The following is a 19,995-nucleotide window of genomic DNA, read 5'->3' as shown; positions in this document are numbered from 1 at the left end:
TTGCGGTCAACGCGAAATGATTAATTCCGACAATATATCAAATTCATAGGGCTGAATATCTTTTCGGGCTCAAAGTCTGAAAACCCATTACTTTTGATGGAAAATCGGGCATTTCAGAAATGCGAAATAAATTTAAGAACAAGCTCTTCAGCTGGCACCCCTTAATTCTTTTCCAACATTTTTCACATACTACTTCGTTTAATAGCATACAGGTGGGATCTAGTGGGGATCGTCGATGACGACGGCAACGGCGCCGAGAGCGCAATCTAGCGATCTGATCGGCCAGATCATCTATGCGGTGCGATCGATGGGCGTTGCGCCGATCCCTCGCAATTATCAGCTTTTCTACGAGGCCTATATCGGTTCCAATCCCGATCTGACCCGTGATCTGGCCGCGCTCGGAAGCCGTGCCACGCAGGAGGAGCTGGACGCGCTTTCGCATCGCTATCTTGGAACCGGCCAGGTGGCGGTCATCGAAGACGCCCATACCAGGCTTCTTGGCGAACTCGACGCACTCCTGAAACTGCTGCGCCAGGAACAGAGCTCGCTCGAGAGCTATGGCAAACTGCTTGGAGAAACCGCTCAGCGGATCAACTCCAAGAGCAATTTTTCCAACGACCTGCTGACCAGCGCGCTGGCGCTGCTGAGCGAGGCGACGGGCAGCACCATGGCGCATGGCGAAAAGACCGTCGGCGGCGTCGTCCAGCGCTCGCAGGAAATGGACCAGGTCCGCCGCGAACTCGATGAATACAAGCGTATCGCCAACACCGATTCGCTGACCCGGATCGCCAACCGCCGGGCCTTCGATGAGCGCCTTGCGGCGACTTACGACAATACGGCCCTGCTGCCGGTCACCGCACTGGTGCTGGCCGATATCGACAACTTCAAGAAGATCAACGACAGCTATGGCCATCCGGTCGGCGACAAGATTCTCGCGACGGTTGCTTCCGTGATCCGCTCGAACGTCCGCAAGGATGTCTTCGTCGCCCGCTCCGGCGGCGAGGAATTCGCGATCATCGTCGAAGGCAACACGCCGGAAGAGGTCATGATCATCTGCGAGCGGGTCCGCCGCGCGCTGGAAACCCGCATCTTCCGCAATTCGCGCTCCGGCATCGACTACGGCCCGGTCACCATTTCTCTCGGCTTTGCGATGGCTTCGCAGGCGGGCGATCCCGGAGAACTCTACGCCAATGCCGATACGGCCCTCTACCACGCCAAGAACTCCGGCCGGAACCGCTCGGTCTTCTTTGATGACAGCATGAAGAAGGACTATGTCGGCAAGAGCTGGCTGATCTACAGGAAGTAGAGTTCCGTCAGTCGCAGGCAGAGACGCCCGCGGCGCCGGCGATGGCCAGCAGTTCCGGGCGGTATTCGAAATGCATGGTGTCGTAGTGATACCAGCGCCCGCCCCAGATAAAGCCATGGCGCTCGAACGCCGCGACGATCTTCATCGGAAAGCGGTTTTTGTAGTTCGGGACGTTGCCGGGTTTGCCTCCCGACCACAGCCAGTAATCTGCGTGTTTCGTGTTGAGATCGATCGCCGCGCCAAAACTGTGGACGGAGAGATTGATCTGTCCCGCCACCTTGCGCCAGTTGAAGACGCCGGCTGACGGCGTCAGGTAGGTTTTCAGGCCCGGGTCTGCGGCAAGCTCGTCGCGGACGGCGGCGAGCGCCTTGTCGACCCCGTTACGGCTGGTGACGCGCAATGTCTCTCCAAACCATGCGACCGGCACGAGGCTCGACTGCACGGCATGGGAACTCGCGCCATAAAGGCGCTTCATCAATTCGTCGCTGCGGATGCGACCCGGATCGGAATCGACCGGCGGGCGGTATTCGCACGCGCCGGGTCGATATGCCTGAGACAGGCTGTCCTCGACATCGCCCTCGGCCAGCATTTGCGCATGGCTGCGCCTGATCCCGTCGTCGATCGCAATCGGGGCGCCCTCCTTCATGATCAGCCTGCCGTCGCGGCTGGCTTCGATCATGTCGGGATAGGTCTTCACGAGGGCCGCGATCTTCTCCTCCAGGCGCAATTCGCGCGCCTCGCCCGGGCCGCAGACAAGGCCCGACAGCATCACGGCTGCCGCCCGGAGAAACGGCCGGTCAGTAGACCAGGACATTGACGTAATCGCCGCGGGGCCCTCGAAAGATCTGCACGTTGATCATGACATTCCCGCGGACGACCGCGTTGCGGGCAGCCCGGTCGATGGTGCCGCGGCTGAGCATGCGCTCGACGAGTTCCCGATTGCCGGCATCGTCGAAGAAGCTGTCGCTCTGGTCGCCGCGTTGCGAGACGCCGAAGCGATGAAAGTTTGCGCGATCCTGGCGGACGATCTGCCATGGCTCCTGCAGGCGCACATTGTTCGAATTGTACAGGTCGTCCTCGCCGATGAAGGCGCTGTATTCCTCGATCAGCTGGTCGGCCCGCACCGCATGGGCGCCGAACATCGTCGCAGCCAGGATCACCGCCGCAAAGCCGGTTCCAAATTTCATAAAATCCCCCGTGCCCGTCCCCTATGGCGGGTCGATTCGATTGTCGCCCTGAGCGTTGGAAATGTCCATGAGGACGCCGCGATCGACCTCTTCTTCACGAAGAAAACGCCGGCGCGGTGTCTACCACATGGTCTTGGCGGCGCGCTCCGGCCATTCCCGGTCGTAGGTCTCCTTGTCGAAGTCGGCCTTGGCCGCCTTCAGCAGCGTTCCGGGCGTCGGCAGGCTCTTCGGATCGACGAAATGCTCCGGGTTCCAGAGTTCGGCGCGCATCAGTGCGCGGGCGCACTGGAAATAGACCTCGTTTACGGTGATGACCGTGACGCTGCGCGGATGCCGGCCGTCCATCTCGAAGCTGTCGAGCAGCGCGGGCTCCACGGAGATCACGGCGCGGCCGTTGACCCGCATCGTCGTGTTCGAGCCGGGCACCAGGAACATCAAGGCGACGCGCGGATCGCGCACGATATTGATCAGCGAATCGATGCGGTTGTTGCCGCGCCAGTCGGGCAGAAGCAGCGTCGAATCGTCCTGAATACGCACCGCCCCGCCGAGATCGCCGCGCGGCGAGCAGTCCAGCCCCTCCGGCCCAACGGTCGCGAATGCGAGGAAAGGCGCGGCCTCGATCATCTGCCTGTATTCCGGGGTCAGCGTCTTCGTCACCTTGGCGAGCGACGCTTCCGAGACGCCGTCATAGATCGCCTTCAGTTCCTCGACGGATGTGATGATGGTCATGGCTCGCCCCCTTCATATCGGCGGGCCCTAGCCCGCGCGGGCGACACTATGATGACGTTCCCTGTGGATCAAGCAGCGGCGTCGTTGCCGGGCTTCGCGACGATGGGGGTTTCGCGCAGCGCCCGGCAGTCGTTCGTCAGGAAGGCGGCAATGGTCTCGATCACGCCGCGGTCGCTGACGATGCGGCGATGCCCAAGCCCGTTCGCCCATTCGAGCCGTGCCGTGGCCAGTCCCTCGAAACGGCGAGCGTGGTCGGCGGCGACCTCCTTGTCCTCCTGCGCATGCACGACCAGCAGGGGCGTCCCCAACCGAGCGGCGCTTGCCACCGTGTCGAAGTCGTCGAGCGAGGCGCGGGCTACCTTCTCCGCCCGCCGGATCAGCTGCGCCTTGACGCGCGGCGGCAGGCCGACCATCCGCGAGAAGTCATCGAACAGCCAATGGATATGGCTCGGCGCTCCGATGACCACCAGTTTCGAGGGAGAGATCGCGCCGACTTCCTTCATCACCCCGCCGGCGGCAAGCATCATGCTCGCACCGCCGAAGGAATGGCCGATGGCCGCGTCGAAATGACCGAAACGGTTCTCCGCCGCAACGATCGCTTCCACGGCCTGGCGCATGTTGAGGCTGCGGCCGCTCGAAAGTCCGTGGCCGGGGAAGTCGAGCACCACGACCTCGGCACCGTTTTCGGCGAGCCCCGCCGGCAGCGCGGCGATATAGGCGGCGCTGGAGCCCCAGCCGTGCACGACCAGGTAACGGGGCCGGCCGGGCTTGCCGTCGCCGTTGAAGCGATAGGCCATGACCCTCGAGGCTCCAACGGCGAGCGGGATCTTCTGGGCGGCGGAGAGCCGCTCCCGTCCCTCGTTCTCCATCGCCCTCGCCTTGTCGCCCTTGGGACGGCGCGAGGGTGTCAGGCAGAAAAGGCGAAAGGCGAGCCCGGCTGCGGCATTGGGGAATGGCCGCCCCATGGCGGCAAATCCGAAACGGATGACCTTGAGTGCAAAGGATGGCATAGTGAGAAAACCCAATAATGTTCAATGCTGAACAATAAAGTACAATGATGAACAAAAATCAATCCCTGCCCTGGGATCATCCGCGTTTTCGCAGTTGGATTGCCGTTGCCCGCGCCTGCCAGTTGATGCAAACCGTGCTGACCCGCGAGCTTACCGAACTCGACATCAAGCCGCCGCATCTCGATATCCTGATCAATCTCTACCGGTTCGAAGGGATTTCGCAGCAGGAGCTTGCCCACAAGCTTCTGGTCGGGCGCTCCAACATGAGCATGGCCCTGCCGCAGATGGAAAAGCGCGGGCTGATCGAGCGGCGCGGCGACAAGAAGGACAAGCGCGTCCTGCGCCTTTACCTCACCCGGGAAGGCCGCTCGGTGACGGAACGGGCGATGGCGATCCAGACGGCCCTGATCGAGCGGACGCTCTCCTCCGAGCCGCTGGATCAATGTATGGCAATGGCGGAATCCATGGAGCGGCTGATCGTCACCCTGCAGTCGGAGGTCCGTGAGGATACCCGCGAACCGGTCTGACCTACCGTGTCCTTTGCGGCGGATCGCGAGACAGACCCTTGTCGGCAAGATCGCGCTCGTAATCGGCAAACAGCTCGACGCCGCGCTCGCCGAGTTCGCGAAGGTAAGGCCAGGTGAAGATGCCGCTGTCATGGCCGTCGTCGAAACGGATCCGCACCGCGTAATTGCCGGCCGGCGTGATGGCCGCAATTCCGACATTGCGCTTGCCCGGCACGGTCACCTTCTGACCCGGACCGTGGCCCTGCACTTCCGCGGAAGGCGAGAGCACGCGCATCGTTTCGGCCGGGAGGGGGAAAGCCGCGCCGTCGCTGAAGGTGACGTTCAGCGTGTGGCGGTCCTTGGAGACCCGCAGTTCCGTCGGCCAGATGTCGCTCATGCTTTCAAGGCTCCCGATTGTCATGTGTCTCGCGGAGGATTATGAGCTACGGCGTCTCGCCGCAAGCTGTTTTGCGTCCGGTGCTGTTCTATCCGGACCGATTGTCATGCACTTGACGCGACGGCTCGAAACCCCCACTTTCGGGGTAAGGGAGAATGCCACGTGAACAGTTTCGCAGGACCGGTCGGAGGCGCAGCGCCCATCATCGCCGACAAGGCGCCGATGATCGATCCGTTCGGCCGCGCGGTCACCTATCTGCGCGTCTCGGTCACCGACCGCTGCGATTTCCGCTGCACCTATTGCATGGCGGAAAACATGACCTTCCTGCCGAAGAAGGACCTGCTGACACTGGAGGAGCTCAACCGGCTCTGTTCCGCCTTCATTTCCAAGGGCGTTCGTAAGATTCGCCTTACGGGTGGCGAGCCGCTGGTGCGCAAGAACATCATGTTCCTGGTCCGCGAACTGGGCCAGCACGTCAAGGCCGGCGCACTCGACGAACTGACGCTGACGACCAACGGATCGCAGCTCGCAAAATATGCCGATGAACTCTATGACAGCGGCGTGCGCCGCATCAACGTCTCGCTCGACACGCTGAACCCCGAAAAATTCAAGGCGATCACCCGCTGGGGGGATTTCCACAAGGTCATGGAAGGCATCGACGCCGCCCAGAAGGCCGGGCTGAAGATCAAGCTGAATGCGGTGGCGCTGAAGGACTTCAACGAGTTCGAGATCGCCGACATGCTGCGTTTCGCGCATGGCCGCGGCATGGACATGACGGTCATCGAGACCATGCCGATGGGCGAGATCGACGAGGACCGCACCGACCAGTATCTACCGCTCTCCAAGCTGCGCGCCGATCTCGAAGAGCAGTTCACGCTGACCGAAATCCCCTACAAGACCGGCGGCCCTGCCCGCTACGTCGAAGTTCAGGAAACCGGCGGACGTCTCGGCTTCATCACGCCGATGACCCATAATTTCTGCGAGAGCTGCAACCGGGTGCGGCTCACCTGCACCGGCACGCTCTACATGTGCCTCGGCCAGAACGACGCGGCGGACCTTCGCACGGCGCTGCGCGCCTCCGAGAACGACGCCTATCTGTCGGCCGCGATCGACGAGGCGATCACCCGCAAGCCCAAGGGCCACGACTTCATCATCGACCGGACTCACAAACGCCCTGCCGTCGCCCGCCACATGAGCGTCACCGGCGGGTGATATCCGCGCCGACCCAGCCTTCGAGACCTCGCCCCTGTCGTTTTCGACGCCCAACAAAAAAGCCGGAACTCACGTCCCGGCTTTTAAAGCATGTGAGGCGTAGCCTCAGGCAGCGTCGCTGCGGCGGAAGCCTGAACGGCGTTCGTTGGCGCCGGCATGGAAGTTGACGTTCGGATCGCGCGTCTTGAAGCGCTCGATCTTTTCCGACAGCATTTCCACCCGCCTGCGCAGGCCGTGGATCTCGGCGTTGTTTTCCTCGACCATCGCCGCGTTGCGCTGGGTGATCAGCTCGACCTCCTGGACCGCCCTGGTGACTTCGTTGATGCCGGTCGACTGCTCGCCGGTGGCCGCCGAAATCTGCGATACCAGTTTGCGGACATCGGTGATGTGCGTGATGATCTCGGTAAGGGCTGTACCGGTCTCCTCGACGAGATGCACGCCGTTGCTGACCTGTGTCGAGCTGGCCGAAATGAGGCCCTTGATTTCGCGGGCAGCACCCGCGCAACGCTGCGCCAGTTCGCGGACTTCCTGGGCGACGACCGCAAAGCCGCGGCCTGCCTCGCCGGCACGAGCTGCCTCGACGCCGGCATTCAGCGCCAGCAGGTTGGTCTGGAAGGCGATCTCGTCGATAACCCCGATGATCGTCGCGATCTTTTCGGAAGAGCGGCTGATCTCGCCCATGGCGTCGACGGCGCGGGACACGACTTCGCCGGAGCGGACCGCGAAATCTTCCGTCTCGTTGACCGAGACGGATGTCTGCTTGGCGCTTTCGGCCGTCGAGCGGACGATTTCGCTCAGATGGCGCAACGCGCGCGAACTCTGTTCGAGTGCTGCCGCCTGCTGTTCGGTGCGTCGGGCAAGATCGTCCGCCGAAGCGGCGAGATTGCCGGTGCCGCCATCGATTTCTTCGGCGGTCGAGCGCACGTCGGCGAGCGTGGCACGGAGCGCCTCGACAGCCTGGTTGTAGGTGCGCGCCATCTCGATGAAGTCTTCCGGCAGGTTTTCGTCCATGCTGCGCTCGAGGTCTCCCTCGGCAAGTTTGCCGAGCATCACGTTGAGCGCGGTCAGTGCCTGGCGCTGTTCCCCGGCAATGCGGGCACGCTCGGAGGCCCGGCGCTCGGACTCGGCGGTCGAGAGCTCGCGGGCCGCGGCGGCGTCCTGCTCGAGACGGACATTTTCGACCGCGGCATCGCGGAAGACGGTGACCGAGCGAACCATGTCGCCGATTTCGTCGCCCCGTTCGCGGCCTTCGATCTTGACCTCGAGATCGCCGTCGGCGAGTCGCTTCATCACTTCGGTGACGCGGCGCAGCGGGCCGCGCAGCGTTTCCACCAGCATCAGGCCGCCGGCAATGGCAAGCAGCGTGCCGACCACCATGGCGATGAGCGAAAACTGGGCGGAACGTTCGCTGTCTTCCTTGCCGACTTCCTGGGCCTGGGCCACGAAATTCTTGAGGCCGGCCATGCCGCCCGTCAGAGTTTCGCCGGCGGCGGCGCGCGCCTTTTTCCAGTCGGCGGCGATGGACAGAAGCTTGGCGGTATCCTCCTCGATCGATTTCAGGCGGGGCTGAAGCGTCGTCGAGAACTCGCGCATGGCCGGGTTTCTGGCAAGTTCGGAAACTTCCGCACTGGCAGCCTTCAGCTTTGCCATGACGTCGAGAACGACCTTGCGCGCGTCCTCCATCTGGTTTGCGCGCAACCGCTCGACGTAGAGCTGCATGGCGTCGATCAGGCGCAGCGACTCGGCGCTGCGGTCTAGAAGCGTGCGCAGGCTCGCGACCTCGCCCTCGATGCTGGCGAAACGGCTGGCCGCGTTGCCGGCCTTGCTGGTGACTTCCGCCTCCATTTTCGCCTGCAATTTCTCCATGCCGGCAACGGTGTCACGTACCGCTCTCGCCTTTTCCGGAACCTCCTGATTGCCCTTGATGGTGGCGGCAAGCGCACCGATCGCGTCGTTGATCGGCTTCAGCTGCTTGATGCCGTTCGGGGTGAGGAAGGACTGAACCTCCTGGAAGGTCTTGTCCAGAATGCCGAGATACATGTCTGCGGTGCTGATCGCGCCGTCGTCCGTGCCGGTTTCCTTGACGGAATTGCGAAGCTCGCCGATCTGTTCGGCGATCGCCTTGTAGGCATAGGCTTCCAGCACCATGCCCTTGGCGAATTTTTCCTTGCCTTCGAACTGCTTGCGAACGTTGGCGACCTGATCGGAAACCCCCGTCGCCACCGAGCGCACGTCGTCGATGTTTTTGTCGAGCGCGGCGGCGTTCTCGTCGCGCCTCTGCTTGACCTTCCAGAGCACGTCGGTCTCGGTGCGCATCTTCGGCGCGAGGCCGATGACGACGGCGATACGTTCGCGGTCGCCATCGGTGACCAGCAGGTCCTCAAGCGCTTTGACGCCGCTCTCCTGCCTGTCGATCGCAGCCTTCAAGGCCGCAAACGATGCGTTGTCGGGCTTGCCGTTGAATTCCTGGAGGACCGCCTGGAGATTTTCGAAATCGCCGATGTTTTCGATCGTCGCCCGCGTCACCGTCATATGGCCGTTCAGCATGCTGGCCGTATAATAACCGGCAAGACCGACACCGGCGATCAAGAGCACCAGCGGGATGACGAAAAGAAGGACCTTGGTGACGATCCTGCGGCTCTGAAGAAGACGATCGATGAAAGACATTTTTCCCCCAACTGCAGACCAGATGCGGCTTTCGCGTCTGCGGCATCGCGAAACGGCAACGGCACGATCCCAGCTTCATGCGGGAATGAATGGCTTTCACAATCGTCAAATACGGTTGAACAACGGTTAATTCGGGACCCTTACATTTCATTATATTACACCGTATCGGATATCGGAAATTTCCGCCCCTACCCAAAAGAGTACCGCCCGGGAGGCAATCGGGCTGGCGATGGGTAAGCCGTTGCTTTAAGAGACCCGGTACCGGAGGAATATCGCAGATGGCATGGTCTGAAAATTCGCGGGGCGCATTGTTCATGTCGCTCGCCATGGCCGCTTTCACCTGCAACGACGCACTGGTCAAGTCGGTCACCCCGGAGCTCGGCATCCCCCAGATCATGGCTGTGCGCGGCGTCATGGCGACACTGCTGATCTACTGCGTGGCGCGCTACATGGGCGTAACCCTGTCGGTCAGGGCCGTCATGCATCCCCTGGTGCTGCTGCGCACTTTCTTCGAGCTCGGCGCCACCCTGACCTTCCTCTCGGCACTTGCCCATATCGAATTTGCGGCCATTTCGTCGATCATGCAGGCATTGCCGCTTGCGGTGACGCTGGGGGCGGCCCTCTTCCTGGGCGAGCCGGTCGGCTGGCGGCGCTGGACGGCGATCGGCATCGGCTTCCTCGGCGTGCTCATCATCATCCGCCCCGGTCCGGAAGGATTCACGCCGGCAGCTCTGCTCGCCGTCATCGCCTGCGGTTTTACGGCATGCCGCGACCTCACCACCAAGCGCATCCGGGCGGACATCCCTTCGTTGACGGTGACGCTCTTCACGTCCCTCGCCAACACGGTTCTCGGGGCACTCCTGATCGTCCCGACGGGCGGATGGCAGCCGGTCAGCACCTATGCGCTGGGACACCTGGCAATTGCGTCCGTGCTGGTCTTCGCAGGCTACCAGGCGATCATCCAGTCGATGCGGACGGGCGAGATCTCCTTCATCGCGCCCTTCCGCTATACCGGCCTGCTCTGGGCTCTGGTCATTGGCATTTTCGCCTTCGGCGAACGTCCGGACGCCTATATGCTCGTGGGCGCAGCAGTCGTTATCGGTTCCGGCCTTTATACTTTCTATCGCGAGCGCAAGCGGCAGGGCATCGCCCCTGACAAGGCAGCAGCCGCCCCGCCTGCCTGACGACCGGCCGGAGTGGAAGGGCCGAAAGATAGGCATGAAAGGACAAAACGACGTGCAGCAAAGCCGATTTCTGGATAGACGAACCCCGCCCCATATCCTGACGCTCGTCGTCTGCGCCGGACTTGCCGCCCTCTCGCTGAATGTCTTCCTGCCGTCGCTTTCCGCCATGGCGGCCCATTTCGGCACCGACTACGCCGTCATGCAGCTCGCCGTCTCCGGTTATATCGCCGGCACCGCCGTGCTGCAGCTGGTGCTCGGTCCGCTTTCCGACCTCTTCGGCCGCCGCCGCGTGATGATCGGCAGCATCCTGATCATGCTGGTCGGCACGGTGATCTGCCTGATGGCCGCAAACGTCACCGTCTTCATGATCGGAAGGCTGCTGCAGACGGCCGTGGTCGCAGGCTTCGTCCTGCCACGCGCGATCATTCGCGATACCGTGCCCATGGAGAGTGCCGCCTCGATGATCGCCTATGTCACCATGGGCATGTCGCTGGTGCCGATGATCAGCCCGACGATCGGCGGCGCGCTCAACGACATGTTCGGCTGGGAGGCGAATTTCGCGTTGATGCTCGGCCTCGGCCTGTTGACCCTGACGCTGGTCTTCACCGATCTGGGCGAAACGAACCACGCGCCGGCCGCCAGCTTCACCGCCCAATTCCGCAGCTGGCCGGACCTTTTTCGCTCGCGCCGTTTCTGGGGTTATACGTTCACGTCGACCTTTTCCTCCGGCGTGTTCTTCTCGTTCCTCGGCGGCGCGCCCTTCGTCGGCACGGCGATCTATCATCTGTCGCCCACCATGCTCGGCGTGCAGTTCTTTCTGATCGCGGCCGGCTACATGATCGGCAACTTCATTTCAGGCCGCTATACCCGTCACTTCGGCACGATGACCATGATGATCTCCGGCAGCCTGGTGAGCCTGGTCGGCGTTCTCATCACCGCCGGATTCCTCATCGCGGAAGCGCCCTGGCCGCTCGCCTTTTTCGCACCCCTGGCGCTGACCGGCGTCGGCAACGGCCTCACCCTGCCGAGTTCCAATGCCGGCATCGTCAGTGTGCGGCCGCACCTCGCCGGCTCCGCTTCCGGCCTTGGCGGCGCGATCACCGTGGGCGGCGGAGCCGCGCTGTCGACACTTGCCGCAGCATTGCTCAAGGAAGAGAGCGGCGCCATGCCGCTTCTCGTCGTCATGGGCGTCACGACCATCCTGGCGCTCGTCGCCAGCGCATATGTCCGGCAGATCGACCGCCGCGAAGGCGCGATCCCGACGAAGGAGGAGGACTGATGACCACGCCCGCCGCTTCTCCCATCCGGCCTCCCGGCCTGGTCCTTGCCGGCGGCAAATCGAGCCGCATGGGCACCGACAAGGCTTTTCTCACCATCGGCGGCGACACGATCCTCGGCCATGTGGTGCGGCGGCTCCTGCCCCAAATCTCGGAAATCACCCTCAACGCGCCGATGGGCTTCCCCAATCCGCTCGGCTTGCGCCTGCTGCCGGACTTGCTTCCGGGCCAGATAGGCCCGCTTGCCGGGGTGCTCGCCGGCCTGCGCGACATCCAGGCCCGCGGCCTTCAGGCAACCCATCTCCTCACCGTCCCCTCCGACAGCCCCTTTATACCCGCCGATCTCGCGCGCCGGCTCGAGGCTGAGGCGGGCGATCCAAACGCGATCGTCATCGCCGCATCCGACGGTCGGGATCATCCGGTCTTCGGGCTCTGGCCAGTTTCCATCGCCCGCGATCTGCAAACATGGCTCTCCGATCCTGACAACCGACGGATCAAGGCGTTCCTGGAGCGTCATCCTACGGTGACTGTCGCGTTGCCGATGGTCGAGACGGCGCAGGGGCTGCTCGATCCCTTCTTCAACATCAACACGCCCGAGGATCTTCAAGAGGCGCGTCGTTTCGCTGAGGTGCTTTCATGATCCCTCCCCGTGTCTTCGGCATTTCTGGCTGGAAAAATTCCGGCAAGACGGGCCTGGCGGTGCGGCTGGTGGCGGAATTCACCCGCCGCGGCTACGCGATCTCCACGATCAAGCACGCCCACCACGATTTCGACATCGACAAGGTGGGGGCAGATTCCTTCCGCCACCGGCAGGCCGGCGCCCACGAAGTGGCGATCGTTTCCGGCACCCGCTTTGCCATCATGCACGAGTTGCGCGGCGCGCCGGAACCGAGCTTCGAGGAAATCCTCTCCCGCCTCGCCCCCTGCGATCTGGTGCTGATCGAAGGTTACAAGCGCGAACCTGTCCCGAAGATCGAGGCCCGCCGCCTCGACGCGAACAACCGCGAACCGCTTGCGCCCAGCGATCCCCACATCGTCGCCATCGCCGCAGACCACCCGGTCCCGGATGCCACCATACCGGTCTTCGACCTCGACGATACGAACGCAATTGCCGATTTCATCGCCGAGCTGACGGGGCTTCCCGACAAATAAAAAGCCGCCGGATCGCTCCGGCGGCTTGGCTTGAGGTACCCGAAACCTTTTACTGGTTCGCCGCGACCGGTTTGACCAGCGGGGTGATGCGGCGCACGGTGACGCGGCGGTTTTCCTGCTGCGGGCCGTCGGTGCGGACCTTGAGGTAACGTTCGCCGTAACCCTGAGTCGCCAGGTTTTCCGGCGGGATGCCGAATGCGTCGGTCAGCACCCGGGCAACGCTTTCGGCGCGTTCGTCGGAGAGGACGAGATTGCTGTCCTCGGCACCGACGGCATCCGTATGACCTTCGATCAGGAAGGTTTCGGAAGGATCCCGCTTCAGAACCTTGCTGATCGCATCGGCAACCTTGCGAAGCGAACTCGCCTGGTTCATCGGGATTTCGGCACTGCCGGTGGCAAACGTGACCGTATCCAGGTCGATACGCGGCACCTTGTCCCGGATACGGGCGGAGTAGCGCACTTCGTCCAGCGAATAGACCCGCTCGACCCGCTCGACCGGCGGCTGTTCCAGGAATTCGTAATAATCCCGGTCCGGCTCGGTCGAAGTGTCGATGATGTAGTCGTCGAGCGGCACGCTGAGGCGCATCGGCGGCAGATCGTCGCCCGGATCGCGCCAGACGTAGTCGCGGCCGCGGCGGTTATCCATCAACTCCGGCGAATAATAGAGGACGTATTCCTCGCCGCCCCTGACGATACGCGAGCGCTGGACGATCTCGCCGTAGCTGTTGCGGACGGTGACGATCCGCGTACCGTCGTCGCGCACGATGACTTCGCGCACCCGGCCGTCGCGGAGCTGTTCGTATTGCGGCGCCCGATCGCGATCATTGTAGAAACGACGGCTGTCGTCATGACGTACGACGGATTGGTTGTCGATCGAGATGATCACACGGCCGCCATCGCGGTCGCGCCCTCCGTTACGGTCACGGCTGCCGCCCAGGCCGGCTGCATCGCGGAAATCCCAGCCACGGGGCCGTTCGAACTGCGGGCGCTGGTCGAGGCGCTGGCCACGCTCTTCGGATAGCTGACGAAAGTCCTGCTGCTGCTCGCGGGTGGCGCGTGTGCTGCCCTGAGCCTCTGCATCGGATTTCGGCGGTGCAAGCTGCTGCTGCTCGGCCTGCTGCGGAGCCTGACGGCGCGGACGCTCTCCATCCCGCGGCGGACGTGTGGAGGGCGCCTCCTTGGCGCTGTCGAGCACGGCTGCACCGTTCTGAACGGGCAGTACGACCTGCTCGCCGCTCTTGGCCGCGGCCGGATCCTTCGCAAGCTCCTTGGCGCGCTCAACCTGCTGAGGCGTGGTCGCAGTCTGGGGCGCGGTCGGCTGGGTGGCCGGTGCTCCAGTCGCCTGCTGGCCTTGCAGCTGGCCCGGCACCGGCTGGCCCGAAGGCGCCGCTGGCGGCTGTCCTTCCGTCGTCTGCCGGCGAGGCGCTTCCCCGGCAGGCTGCTGGCCCGGAGCGGCTTGACCGTCAGCCGGCGGCTGGTTGCGCCTGTCCTGCGCGGTTCCGGTGCCCGGAGCCTGTCCGGGAACCTGTCCCGGCGTCGCAGCGCGATCGGTCGCAGGAGCCTGCGGAGGCTTTGGTGTTTCGGCCTGATTGCGGGTCGGAGCGGCGTTGCGATCCTGGGCAGTGCCGCTGGCCGGCTTTTCAGGTGTCGCTTCCGGCGTCGCGGCACGATTGGTGGCGGGCGGCAGCTTGGGGGTTTCGGCCTGCTTCTCGGCCGGCGCTGCTTTCGGCTGCTGGGCGTCGCGGCGCACGGGAGCCTCAGGTGCTGCTTCCGGCGTTGCGGCGCGATTGGTTGCCGGCCGTTCCGGCTTCGGCGTTTCGGCCTGCTTTTCTACGGGTGCGGCCTTGGGCTGCTGGGGCTGCTGGGCTTCCCTCGCTGCCGGCTGCTCGGTCTGGGGGGCAGCCTGCTCGCGCTGGCGGCGCGGCTGGGCGTCGTTTCCGCCCTGGCCCTGACCGGTCTCCTGCTGCTGACGGCGCGGACGCTCCGGCGCGGGCGCTTCGGCTGCCGGACGCTCGGCCTGCGGCGCCTGGCGAGGTGCGGCCTCACGCGGGGCAGCTTCCGGCTCGGCCTTGCGCTGCGGCTGTTCCTGCTTCTGAGCCTGAGGCGGAGCCTTTGGCTGTTCGGCCGGGGCCTGCTGCTGCTCCTGCTGCGGCTTGCGGCGCGGACGCCCCTCGCCTTCCTGCCCTTCCGGAGGCACGATGATCTGCTGCTGGACCTCGACGACGCCCTGCATCCGGGCCGCCTCAACGGCGGGTCTCATCTCCATAGCGGGCGTCAGGGGGACAGCACCGGCCGGCTGAAGCATCAGCGGCAGCGACACGAAAGGTGCTGCGACACTGGCGAACAGTCTGAATTTTTTCGACATGGACATTTCCTCTTCTAGGGTGTCATCCCTTTCATGCGCGTCCTTTATTGATTGCCTTTTTCGGCGGACTTACGCGGCGGCTCAACTGAATTGCAACAAAATGGTTCCGTCGCAGACTGTTGCGAATGGCCTGAACCTCGCATGAATGTGTTGTTCATCCACTCAAGACAACCAGACGTGCACGTAAAATGCCGTTGCAATTTTTCCCGAGCAGGTATCTAAAAACCCACTCGGAGCCCGCCCGTACGCGTGCCCCGTCTCCCTGCGGCCGAACAAGACCAACACCGCAGGTTGCCAACAGAGAGGATCAACATGAACATTTCCACCCGATTCCTTGCTGCCGCCTCGATCGCCGCCCTGTCGCTTTTCGCCGGTTCGGCGATGGCGCAGGAGAAACTCGTGATCGGCACCGAAGGCGCCTACCCGCCCTTCAACAACCTGGAAGCCAACGGTCAGCTCACCGGCTTCGACGTCGATATCGCCAAGGCGCTTTGCGACGAGATGAAGGTCACCTGCACCTTCGTCACCAACGACTGGGACGGCATCATTCCGGCGCTGCAGTCGAAGAAATTCGATGCGATCGTCGCTTCCATGTCGATCACGCCCGAGCGGAAGGAGCAGGTCTCGTTCTCGAAGAAGTATTACAACACGCCGCCGGCCATCGCCGTTCCGAAGGATTCGCCGATCAAGGAAGCGACCGCCGCCGGCCTCAAGGGCAAGACGATCGGCGCGCAGGGCTCCACGACCCATTCGAACTATGCCGAAAAGCATATGCCCGACTCGGAGCTGAAGCTCTATCCCACAGCTGACGAATACAAGCTCGACATCACCAACGGCCGTATCGACGCCGTCATCGACGATATCGTCGTGCTGTCGCAGTGGATCAAGTCGGATGCCGGCAAGTGCTGCAAGATCCTGTCGCCGCTGCCGATCGACGTCGAGATCAACGGCGAAGGTGCGGGCATCGCGGTCCGCAAGGGCGAAACGGCGCTTGCCGACAAGTTCTCGGCGGCGATCGTCGCGATCCGCGCCAACGGCAAGTACAAGGCCATCAACGACAAGTATTTCGATTTCGACGCCTACGGCCAGTAATCAACCGGAGAACCCGGTTACCGCGCGGCGGGAGGCTTGCCCTTCCGCCGTTTTTCTTTTTAATGGCGTCAACACAAGACAAAAGCGGCACACAAAAAGGCCGCAGGGGAAAACGACCTTATGAGCGGATTCTTTTCCGCCCTCTTTTCGGCGCTTGATCCGCTTTGCGGGCCTGTCGGGCTTTTTTCACTCTTCGGTTCCGGTAGCCTTGTCGCCTGCGGCGAGGCCGGCTGGGGCGACGAGATCGCCTTCGGCGTCAAGGTGACGATCACGCTCGCCCTCGCCACCCTGCCCGTCGGGCTGGTCATCGGCTTCCTGATCGCGCTGGCGGCGCAGTCCGAGGACAAGCTGCTGAGGCTTGCGGCCGGCATCTACACGACGATCTTCCGCGGCCTGCCGGAACTGCTCACCCTGTTCATCGTCTATTACGGCATGCAGATCCTCATCCAGGCGGTGCTCGCTTCCTTCGGGTACGATGGACGCGTCGAGATCAACGCCTTTTTCGCCGGCATGGCGGCGCTCGCCGTCGTCTTCTCGTCCTACTCCTCCGAGGTCATGCTGTCGGCATTCAGGGCGATCCCGCGTGGCCAGTACGAGGCAGGCGATGCGCTCGGTCTGCGCCGCTGGCGCACCATGCTTCTCGTCATCCTGCCGCAGCTCATCCGCATCGCGCTGCCCGGCCTCACCAATCTCTGGCTGATCCTCTTGAAGGACACGTCCTATGTCTCGGTCATCGGCCTTGCCGACATCCTGCGCCAGACCGGCATCGCGGCGCGGGTCAGCAAGGAAGCCTTCTTCTTCTACGGCATCGCCTGCCTGCTCTATCTGATCCTCGCGATGATCTCGTCCGTCGGCCTCGGCTTCGTCGAGCGCTGGGCGAAACGTTCGGAGGGGCATCGATGAGCTACGTCAGGGAACTGATCCCGCCCCGCGCGCCTCCGGCCCTGCTCGAAAAGCCGCTGGCGCCGGCGCGCATCGCCGGCATCGTCGTCCTGGTGGTGTGGGCGGCCCTTGCGATCGCGCTCGCCTTCATGATGATCAATGGCTGGGACGAGGACAAATTCCAGCGCTACGGCCCGCGTTACCTCCACGGCCTCTGGACCACCATCTCGCTGGTCGGCCTCTCCGTCATCCTCGGTGCCGTCCTCTCGGCCCCGATCGCCTTCGCACGGATGTCGAGAAACAAGGCGCTGAACGCCATCGCCTATGCCTATGTCTACGTGTTTCGAAGCACGCCGCTGCTCGCCCAGCTCTTCCTGATCTATTACGGGCTCGGCAGTTTCCGCCCGCAACTCGAATCCGTCGGCCTCTGGTGGTTCTTTCGCGAAGCCTGGTATTGCGGCCTTTTTTCGTTGACGCTCAACACCGCCGCCTATCAGGCGGAGATCCTGCGCGGCGCGATCGAAAGCGTGCCGCGCGGCCAGCACGAGGGTGCGGCCGCGCTCGGCCTTTCGAAACGCAACGCCTTCCGCAAGGTCATCCTGCCGCAGGCGCTGATCGTCGCGCTGCGCCCTTACGGCAACGAGATCGTGCTGCTGATCAAGGGATCGGCCGTCGTCGCGATCGTCACCGTCTACGACCTGATGGGCGAGACGCGCTATGCCTTCTCCCGCACGTTCGACTACCAGAGCTATCTGTGGGCGGCGATCTTCTATCTCGCCATCGTCGAAGCGCTGCGGCACCTCTGGGCCTTCATCGAGGCGCGCCTCACGCGCCATCTGAAGCGTTAGCAGCACTCGCAAAGCATAGCTGCTAACATACTGAAAAATATCACGAATGCGTTCTTAAGGCGCAATTGTAAAGCTTCGGTTAAACATGGCATGTTCTCCTATCGGACGACGCAACGACGTCGGTTCGAAACAACAAACGGGAACTGCTTGCATGTCTGAAATGGAACTGATGCTGAAAGGCTACGGGCTGACGACCGCCCAGATCTTCTACCGCATGCCGGACCATCCGGCTCTGCTGCAAAGCTATGTCTGGCAGAACTACGACCTGGCCCCGGATTTCCCCGAGATGAACGGTTTTCTGAAATTCTGGCAGGAGAAGCTCGACGGGCCGCTGCATTCCGTCCGCTATGTCCATCGCAAGCTGATCTCGGCCAGCGAGTGGCGGGCCGTCAAGGGCGAGTTCATCCTGCACTAGGGAACAGCAGCCGCGCGTTTCAGACATGCACTTCGCCATGGGCGAATTCCCCGTCGTCCGGCTCACGATGCAGGGCTGAGAACATCACGGCGGCATAAAGGACCGCGACGAGCGCGATCACGCTCCATCCCGGCAGCGGACCGAGCGCGGCGTTGCTGACCGCCTCCGACCAAGAAAAGACGACATCCGCCTGGGTATCGTTGGGCAGGAGTTTGGGTGTCGAGATCTTCAGAAGCCACGCCATCAGCAGGATGGCGTACATCCAGACGTAATTGCGCCTCACGCGGCGAAACAGCGCTTCGCGATAGCTGATCAGGAAACGGGGATTGCGCAGGCTCGTGGCGATCGCCTGCGCCCAGTCGGGCTTGAGGTCCGCCTGCGGATAAAGTGCCTGCGCGAAATAATGGCGTTCCAGCTTGCGAACCCTTGCCCGGTAGACGTCGAAGAAGCGGTAGCGCCGTGCTTCGATCAGGAGAAGCAGCGAGATCAGCAGCATCGCAAACAGAACCACGCCGTGATGCGACGTCGGCGTCGACAGCGAGACCGAGAGCAGCGCAGCCACCACCGTGATCGCCCAGTTCGAGGTGCGGTCGATGCGGTCGCGCCAGCTGGTCATCCGCCCGAGTTCGCCGCGGTAATAGTGGATGATCATATTGGCCTTTTCGGCGGAGGTCATCGGCAGCGACGGCGCCCGCCGCTCGACATTCTGCTCCAGCACGCTCTTGCCCTCATCGGCAGGCATGACCTTCTCCCCGAGATGGTTCTCAAAAACCGTTCTGCTTTGGCCTTTCAACGAATGAGCACCCGCCCCGTTCCCCCGGATGGACAAATGCCGGCCGCGGGCTTAAAGCCGCTTGCGACAAGAAGGACGCTGGCCATGAAGAAGATCGACGAGGAAGCCCTGGCAGAGGCCTATAACCGCGCGCTGGCGCTGGAAAAGGCGGGCGATATCGACGCAGCCGTCAAGGCCTACGAGCAGGTGCTCGAGCTCGATCCCGAGGACCACGGCGGTGCCGCCGTGCGCATCGCAGCCATGGGCCGCGGCGAAACGCCGCCCAAGGCGCCGGACGCCTATGTGGAAACCCTGTTCGACCAGCACGCCGAAAGCTTCGAGGACATTCTCGTCGAGCAGCTGGGCTACGCCGTGCCGGTCATCGTGCGCCAGCGCCTGCAGGAGCTGAAGCTCGGGCCGTTCAAGCGGATGCTCGATCTCGGCTGCGGCACGGGGCTGACAGGCGGCACGCTGCGCGACATGGTCGACGACATCACCGGCATCGACATTTCCGAGAACATGGTTGAAATCGCGCACGAAAAGGATCTCTACGAGACGCTTTACGTGGCCGAAGTCGAGGATTTCCTCGAAGACAATGACGACGAGCCCTTCGACCTGGTGACCGCCACCGACGTGCTGCCCTATCTCGGCGCGCTGGAACCGCTGTTCTTTGGCGCGGCAGAAAACATGGCTCCCGGCGGCCTGTTCGTCTTCTCCTCGGAGACCCTGCCCGACGAGAGCTTTGCCGGCCGGCCCTACATCGTCGGCCCGCACCAGCGTTTCGCCCACTCGGAGACCTATGTCCGCGAACGCCTCGCCGCCACCGGCTTCGAACTCCTCGAAATCTCCGACATCAACGTGCGGATGCAGGACGGCAACCCGACGCCGGGCCATCTGGTGATTGCGCGGCTGATTGTAAAGTCCTGATCGCAGGTTGATGCTGCAACCAAAGATTGCATCAAATTAGTAGCGGTATAAATGCAACCGGCGTAAC

Annotated in this window: 20 protein-coding genes; 12 read left to right on the top strand and 8 right to left on the bottom strand. The window is 63.1% G+C overall.

Going from position 1 to position 19,995, the window contains the following annotated elements:
* Nucleotides 1-235 precede the first annotated feature (235 nt).
* Nucleotides 236-1,306 carry a GGDEF domain-containing protein gene (locus GQ59_RS13335; RefSeq protein WP_037081932.1) on the top strand — a complete coding sequence of 357 codons (1,071 nt, stop codon included), beginning with the start codon at nucleotides 236-238 and terminating at the stop codon, nucleotides 1,304-1,306.
* 7 nt (nucleotides 1,307-1,313) lie between these two features.
* On the opposite strand, the gene GQ59_RS13330 is transcribed toward GQ59_RS13335, so the two are convergent.
* From GQ59_RS13330 to GQ59_RS13315, 4 genes are all read right to left on the bottom strand, one after another.
* Nucleotides 1,314-2,120: a M15 family metallopeptidase gene (locus GQ59_RS13330; protein WP_051903937.1), complete on the bottom strand. Its 807-nt coding sequence runs from the start codon at nucleotides 2,118-2,120 to the stop codon at nucleotides 1,314-1,316.
* On the bottom strand, nucleotides 2,104-2,493 hold the full coding sequence (locus GQ59_RS13325) for a hypothetical protein (protein WP_037081930.1): 390 nt from the start codon (nucleotides 2,491-2,493) through the stop codon (nucleotides 2,104-2,106). Before GQ59_RS13325 ends, GQ59_RS13330 begins: the two co-directional genes overlap by 17 nt.
* Before the next feature lie 120 nt (nucleotides 2,494-2,613).
* Complete coding sequence (locus GQ59_RS13320; RefSeq protein ID WP_037081928.1) at nucleotides 2,614-3,222, bottom strand: pyridoxamine 5'-phosphate oxidase family protein; 609 nt, start codon at nucleotides 3,220-3,222, stop codon at nucleotides 2,614-2,616.
* A 68-nt stretch (nucleotides 3,223-3,290) separates the two neighbouring features.
* Entirely contained in the window at nucleotides 3,291-4,232 is a 942-nt protein-coding gene (locus GQ59_RS13315) for an alpha/beta hydrolase (RefSeq protein WP_037081925.1), read from the bottom strand.
* A gap of 47 nt (nucleotides 4,233-4,279) precedes the next feature.
* Between GQ59_RS13315 and GQ59_RS13310 the strand changes: the two genes are divergently transcribed.
* A complete protein-coding gene (locus GQ59_RS13310) occupies nucleotides 4,280-4,759 on the top strand; it encodes a MarR family winged helix-turn-helix transcriptional regulator (RefSeq protein ID WP_037082409.1) in 480 nt (159 codons plus the stop codon).
* A gap of 1 nt (nucleotide 4,760) precedes the next feature.
* Here GQ59_RS13310 and GQ59_RS13305 read toward each other — a convergent pair whose 3' ends face one another.
* Nucleotides 4,761-5,135 carry a gamma-butyrobetaine hydroxylase family protein gene (locus tag GQ59_RS13305; RefSeq protein WP_037082407.1) on the bottom strand — a complete coding sequence of 125 codons (375 nt, stop codon included), beginning with the start codon at nucleotides 5,133-5,135 and terminating at the stop codon, nucleotides 4,761-4,763.
* A gap of 222 nt (nucleotides 5,136-5,357) precedes the next feature.
* Between GQ59_RS13305 and moaA the strand changes: the two genes are divergently transcribed.
* Nucleotides 5,358-6,347, top strand: coding sequence for a GTP 3',8-cyclase MoaA (gene moaA, locus GQ59_RS13300; RefSeq protein WP_432762586.1), 990 nt, complete (start codon nucleotides 5,358-5,360; stop codon nucleotides 6,345-6,347).
* Nucleotides 6,348-6,452: 105 nt separating this feature from the next.
* On the opposite strand, the gene GQ59_RS13295 is transcribed toward moaA, so the two are convergent.
* Complete coding sequence (locus GQ59_RS13295; RefSeq protein ID WP_037081920.1) at nucleotides 6,453-9,014, bottom strand: methyl-accepting chemotaxis protein; 2,562 nt, start codon at nucleotides 9,012-9,014, stop codon at nucleotides 6,453-6,455.
* A 278-nt stretch (nucleotides 9,015-9,292) separates the two neighbouring features.
* Between GQ59_RS13295 and GQ59_RS13290 the strand changes: the two genes are divergently transcribed.
* Genes GQ59_RS13290 through mobB form a run of 4 tightly spaced genes read left to right on the top strand, consistent with a single transcriptional unit; the run spans nucleotide 9,293 to nucleotide 12,627 of the window.
* Complete coding sequence (locus tag GQ59_RS13290; RefSeq protein WP_037081918.1) at nucleotides 9,293-10,198, top strand: DMT family transporter; 906 nt, start codon at nucleotides 9,293-9,295, stop codon at nucleotides 10,196-10,198.
* A 52-nt stretch (nucleotides 10,199-10,250) separates the two neighbouring features.
* The gene (locus GQ59_RS13285) at nucleotides 10,251-11,477 is read left to right on the top strand and encodes a multidrug effflux MFS transporter (RefSeq protein ID WP_152564331.1); all 1,227 of its coding nucleotides are present in this window, start codon (nucleotides 10,251-10,253) and stop codon (nucleotides 11,475-11,477) included.
* On the top strand, nucleotides 11,477-12,115 hold the full coding sequence (mobA, locus tag GQ59_RS13280) for a molybdenum cofactor guanylyltransferase MobA (protein ID WP_037081914.1): 639 nt from the start codon (nucleotides 11,477-11,479) through the stop codon (nucleotides 12,113-12,115). The genes GQ59_RS13285 and mobA overlap by 1 nt, the downstream gene beginning before the upstream one ends.
* A complete protein-coding gene (gene mobB / locus GQ59_RS13275) occupies nucleotides 12,112-12,627 on the top strand; it encodes a molybdopterin-guanine dinucleotide biosynthesis protein B (RefSeq protein WP_037081913.1) in 516 nt (171 codons plus the stop codon). The genes mobA and mobB overlap by 4 nt, the downstream gene beginning before the upstream one ends.
* Before the next feature lie 49 nt (nucleotides 12,628-12,676).
* Here mobB and GQ59_RS13270 read toward each other — a convergent pair whose 3' ends face one another.
* Complete coding sequence (locus GQ59_RS13270; RefSeq protein WP_037081912.1) at nucleotides 12,677-14,992, bottom strand: OmpA family protein; 2,316 nt, start codon at nucleotides 14,990-14,992, stop codon at nucleotides 12,677-12,679.
* 312 nt (nucleotides 14,993-15,304) lie between these two features.
* Here GQ59_RS13270 and GQ59_RS13265 point away from each other — a divergent pair, with 312 nt between their 5' ends.
* The 4 genes from GQ59_RS13265 (at nucleotide 15,305) to GQ59_RS13250 (ending at nucleotide 18,229) form a co-directional block, all read left to right on the top strand.
* The gene (locus tag GQ59_RS13265; RefSeq protein WP_037081911.1) at nucleotides 15,305-16,084 is read left to right on the top strand and encodes an ABC transporter substrate-binding protein; all 780 of its coding nucleotides are present in this window, start codon (nucleotides 15,305-15,307) and stop codon (nucleotides 16,082-16,084) included.
* Between the two features lie 120 nt (nucleotides 16,085-16,204).
* Nucleotides 16,205-16,987, top strand: a complete 783-nt coding sequence (locus tag GQ59_RS13260; protein WP_037081910.1) for an ABC transporter permease — start codon at nucleotides 16,205-16,207, stop codon at nucleotides 16,985-16,987.
* Entirely contained in the window at nucleotides 16,984-17,814 is an 831-nt protein-coding gene (locus GQ59_RS13255; RefSeq protein WP_037081909.1) for an ABC transporter permease, read from the top strand. The genes GQ59_RS13260 and GQ59_RS13255 overlap by 4 nt, the downstream gene beginning before the upstream one ends.
* Before the next feature lie 151 nt (nucleotides 17,815-17,965).
* The gene (locus GQ59_RS13250; RefSeq protein WP_037081908.1) at nucleotides 17,966-18,229 is read left to right on the top strand and encodes an usg protein; all 264 of its coding nucleotides are present in this window, start codon (nucleotides 17,966-17,968) and stop codon (nucleotides 18,227-18,229) included.
* 19 nt (nucleotides 18,230-18,248) lie between these two features.
* On the opposite strand, the gene GQ59_RS13245 is transcribed toward GQ59_RS13250, so the two are convergent.
* On the bottom strand, nucleotides 18,249-18,971 hold the full coding sequence (locus GQ59_RS13245; RefSeq protein WP_037081907.1) for a DUF2270 domain-containing protein: 723 nt from the start codon (nucleotides 18,969-18,971) through the stop codon (nucleotides 18,249-18,251).
* A gap of 135 nt (nucleotides 18,972-19,106) precedes the next feature.
* Here GQ59_RS13245 and GQ59_RS13240 point away from each other — a divergent pair, with 135 nt between their 5' ends.
* Complete coding sequence (locus GQ59_RS13240) at nucleotides 19,107-19,928, top strand: class I SAM-dependent methyltransferase (RefSeq protein ID WP_037082404.1); 822 nt, start codon at nucleotides 19,107-19,109, stop codon at nucleotides 19,926-19,928.
* Nucleotides 19,929-19,995: the final 67 nt, after the last annotated feature.

Source organism: Neorhizobium vignae (assembly GCF_000732195.1).
GTDB lineage: Bacteria > Pseudomonadota > Alphaproteobacteria > Rhizobiales > Rhizobiaceae > Neorhizobium > Neorhizobium vignae.
Note: the sequence above shows the minus strand (reverse complement) of the source record. Positions and strands in the feature narration are given on the sequence as shown.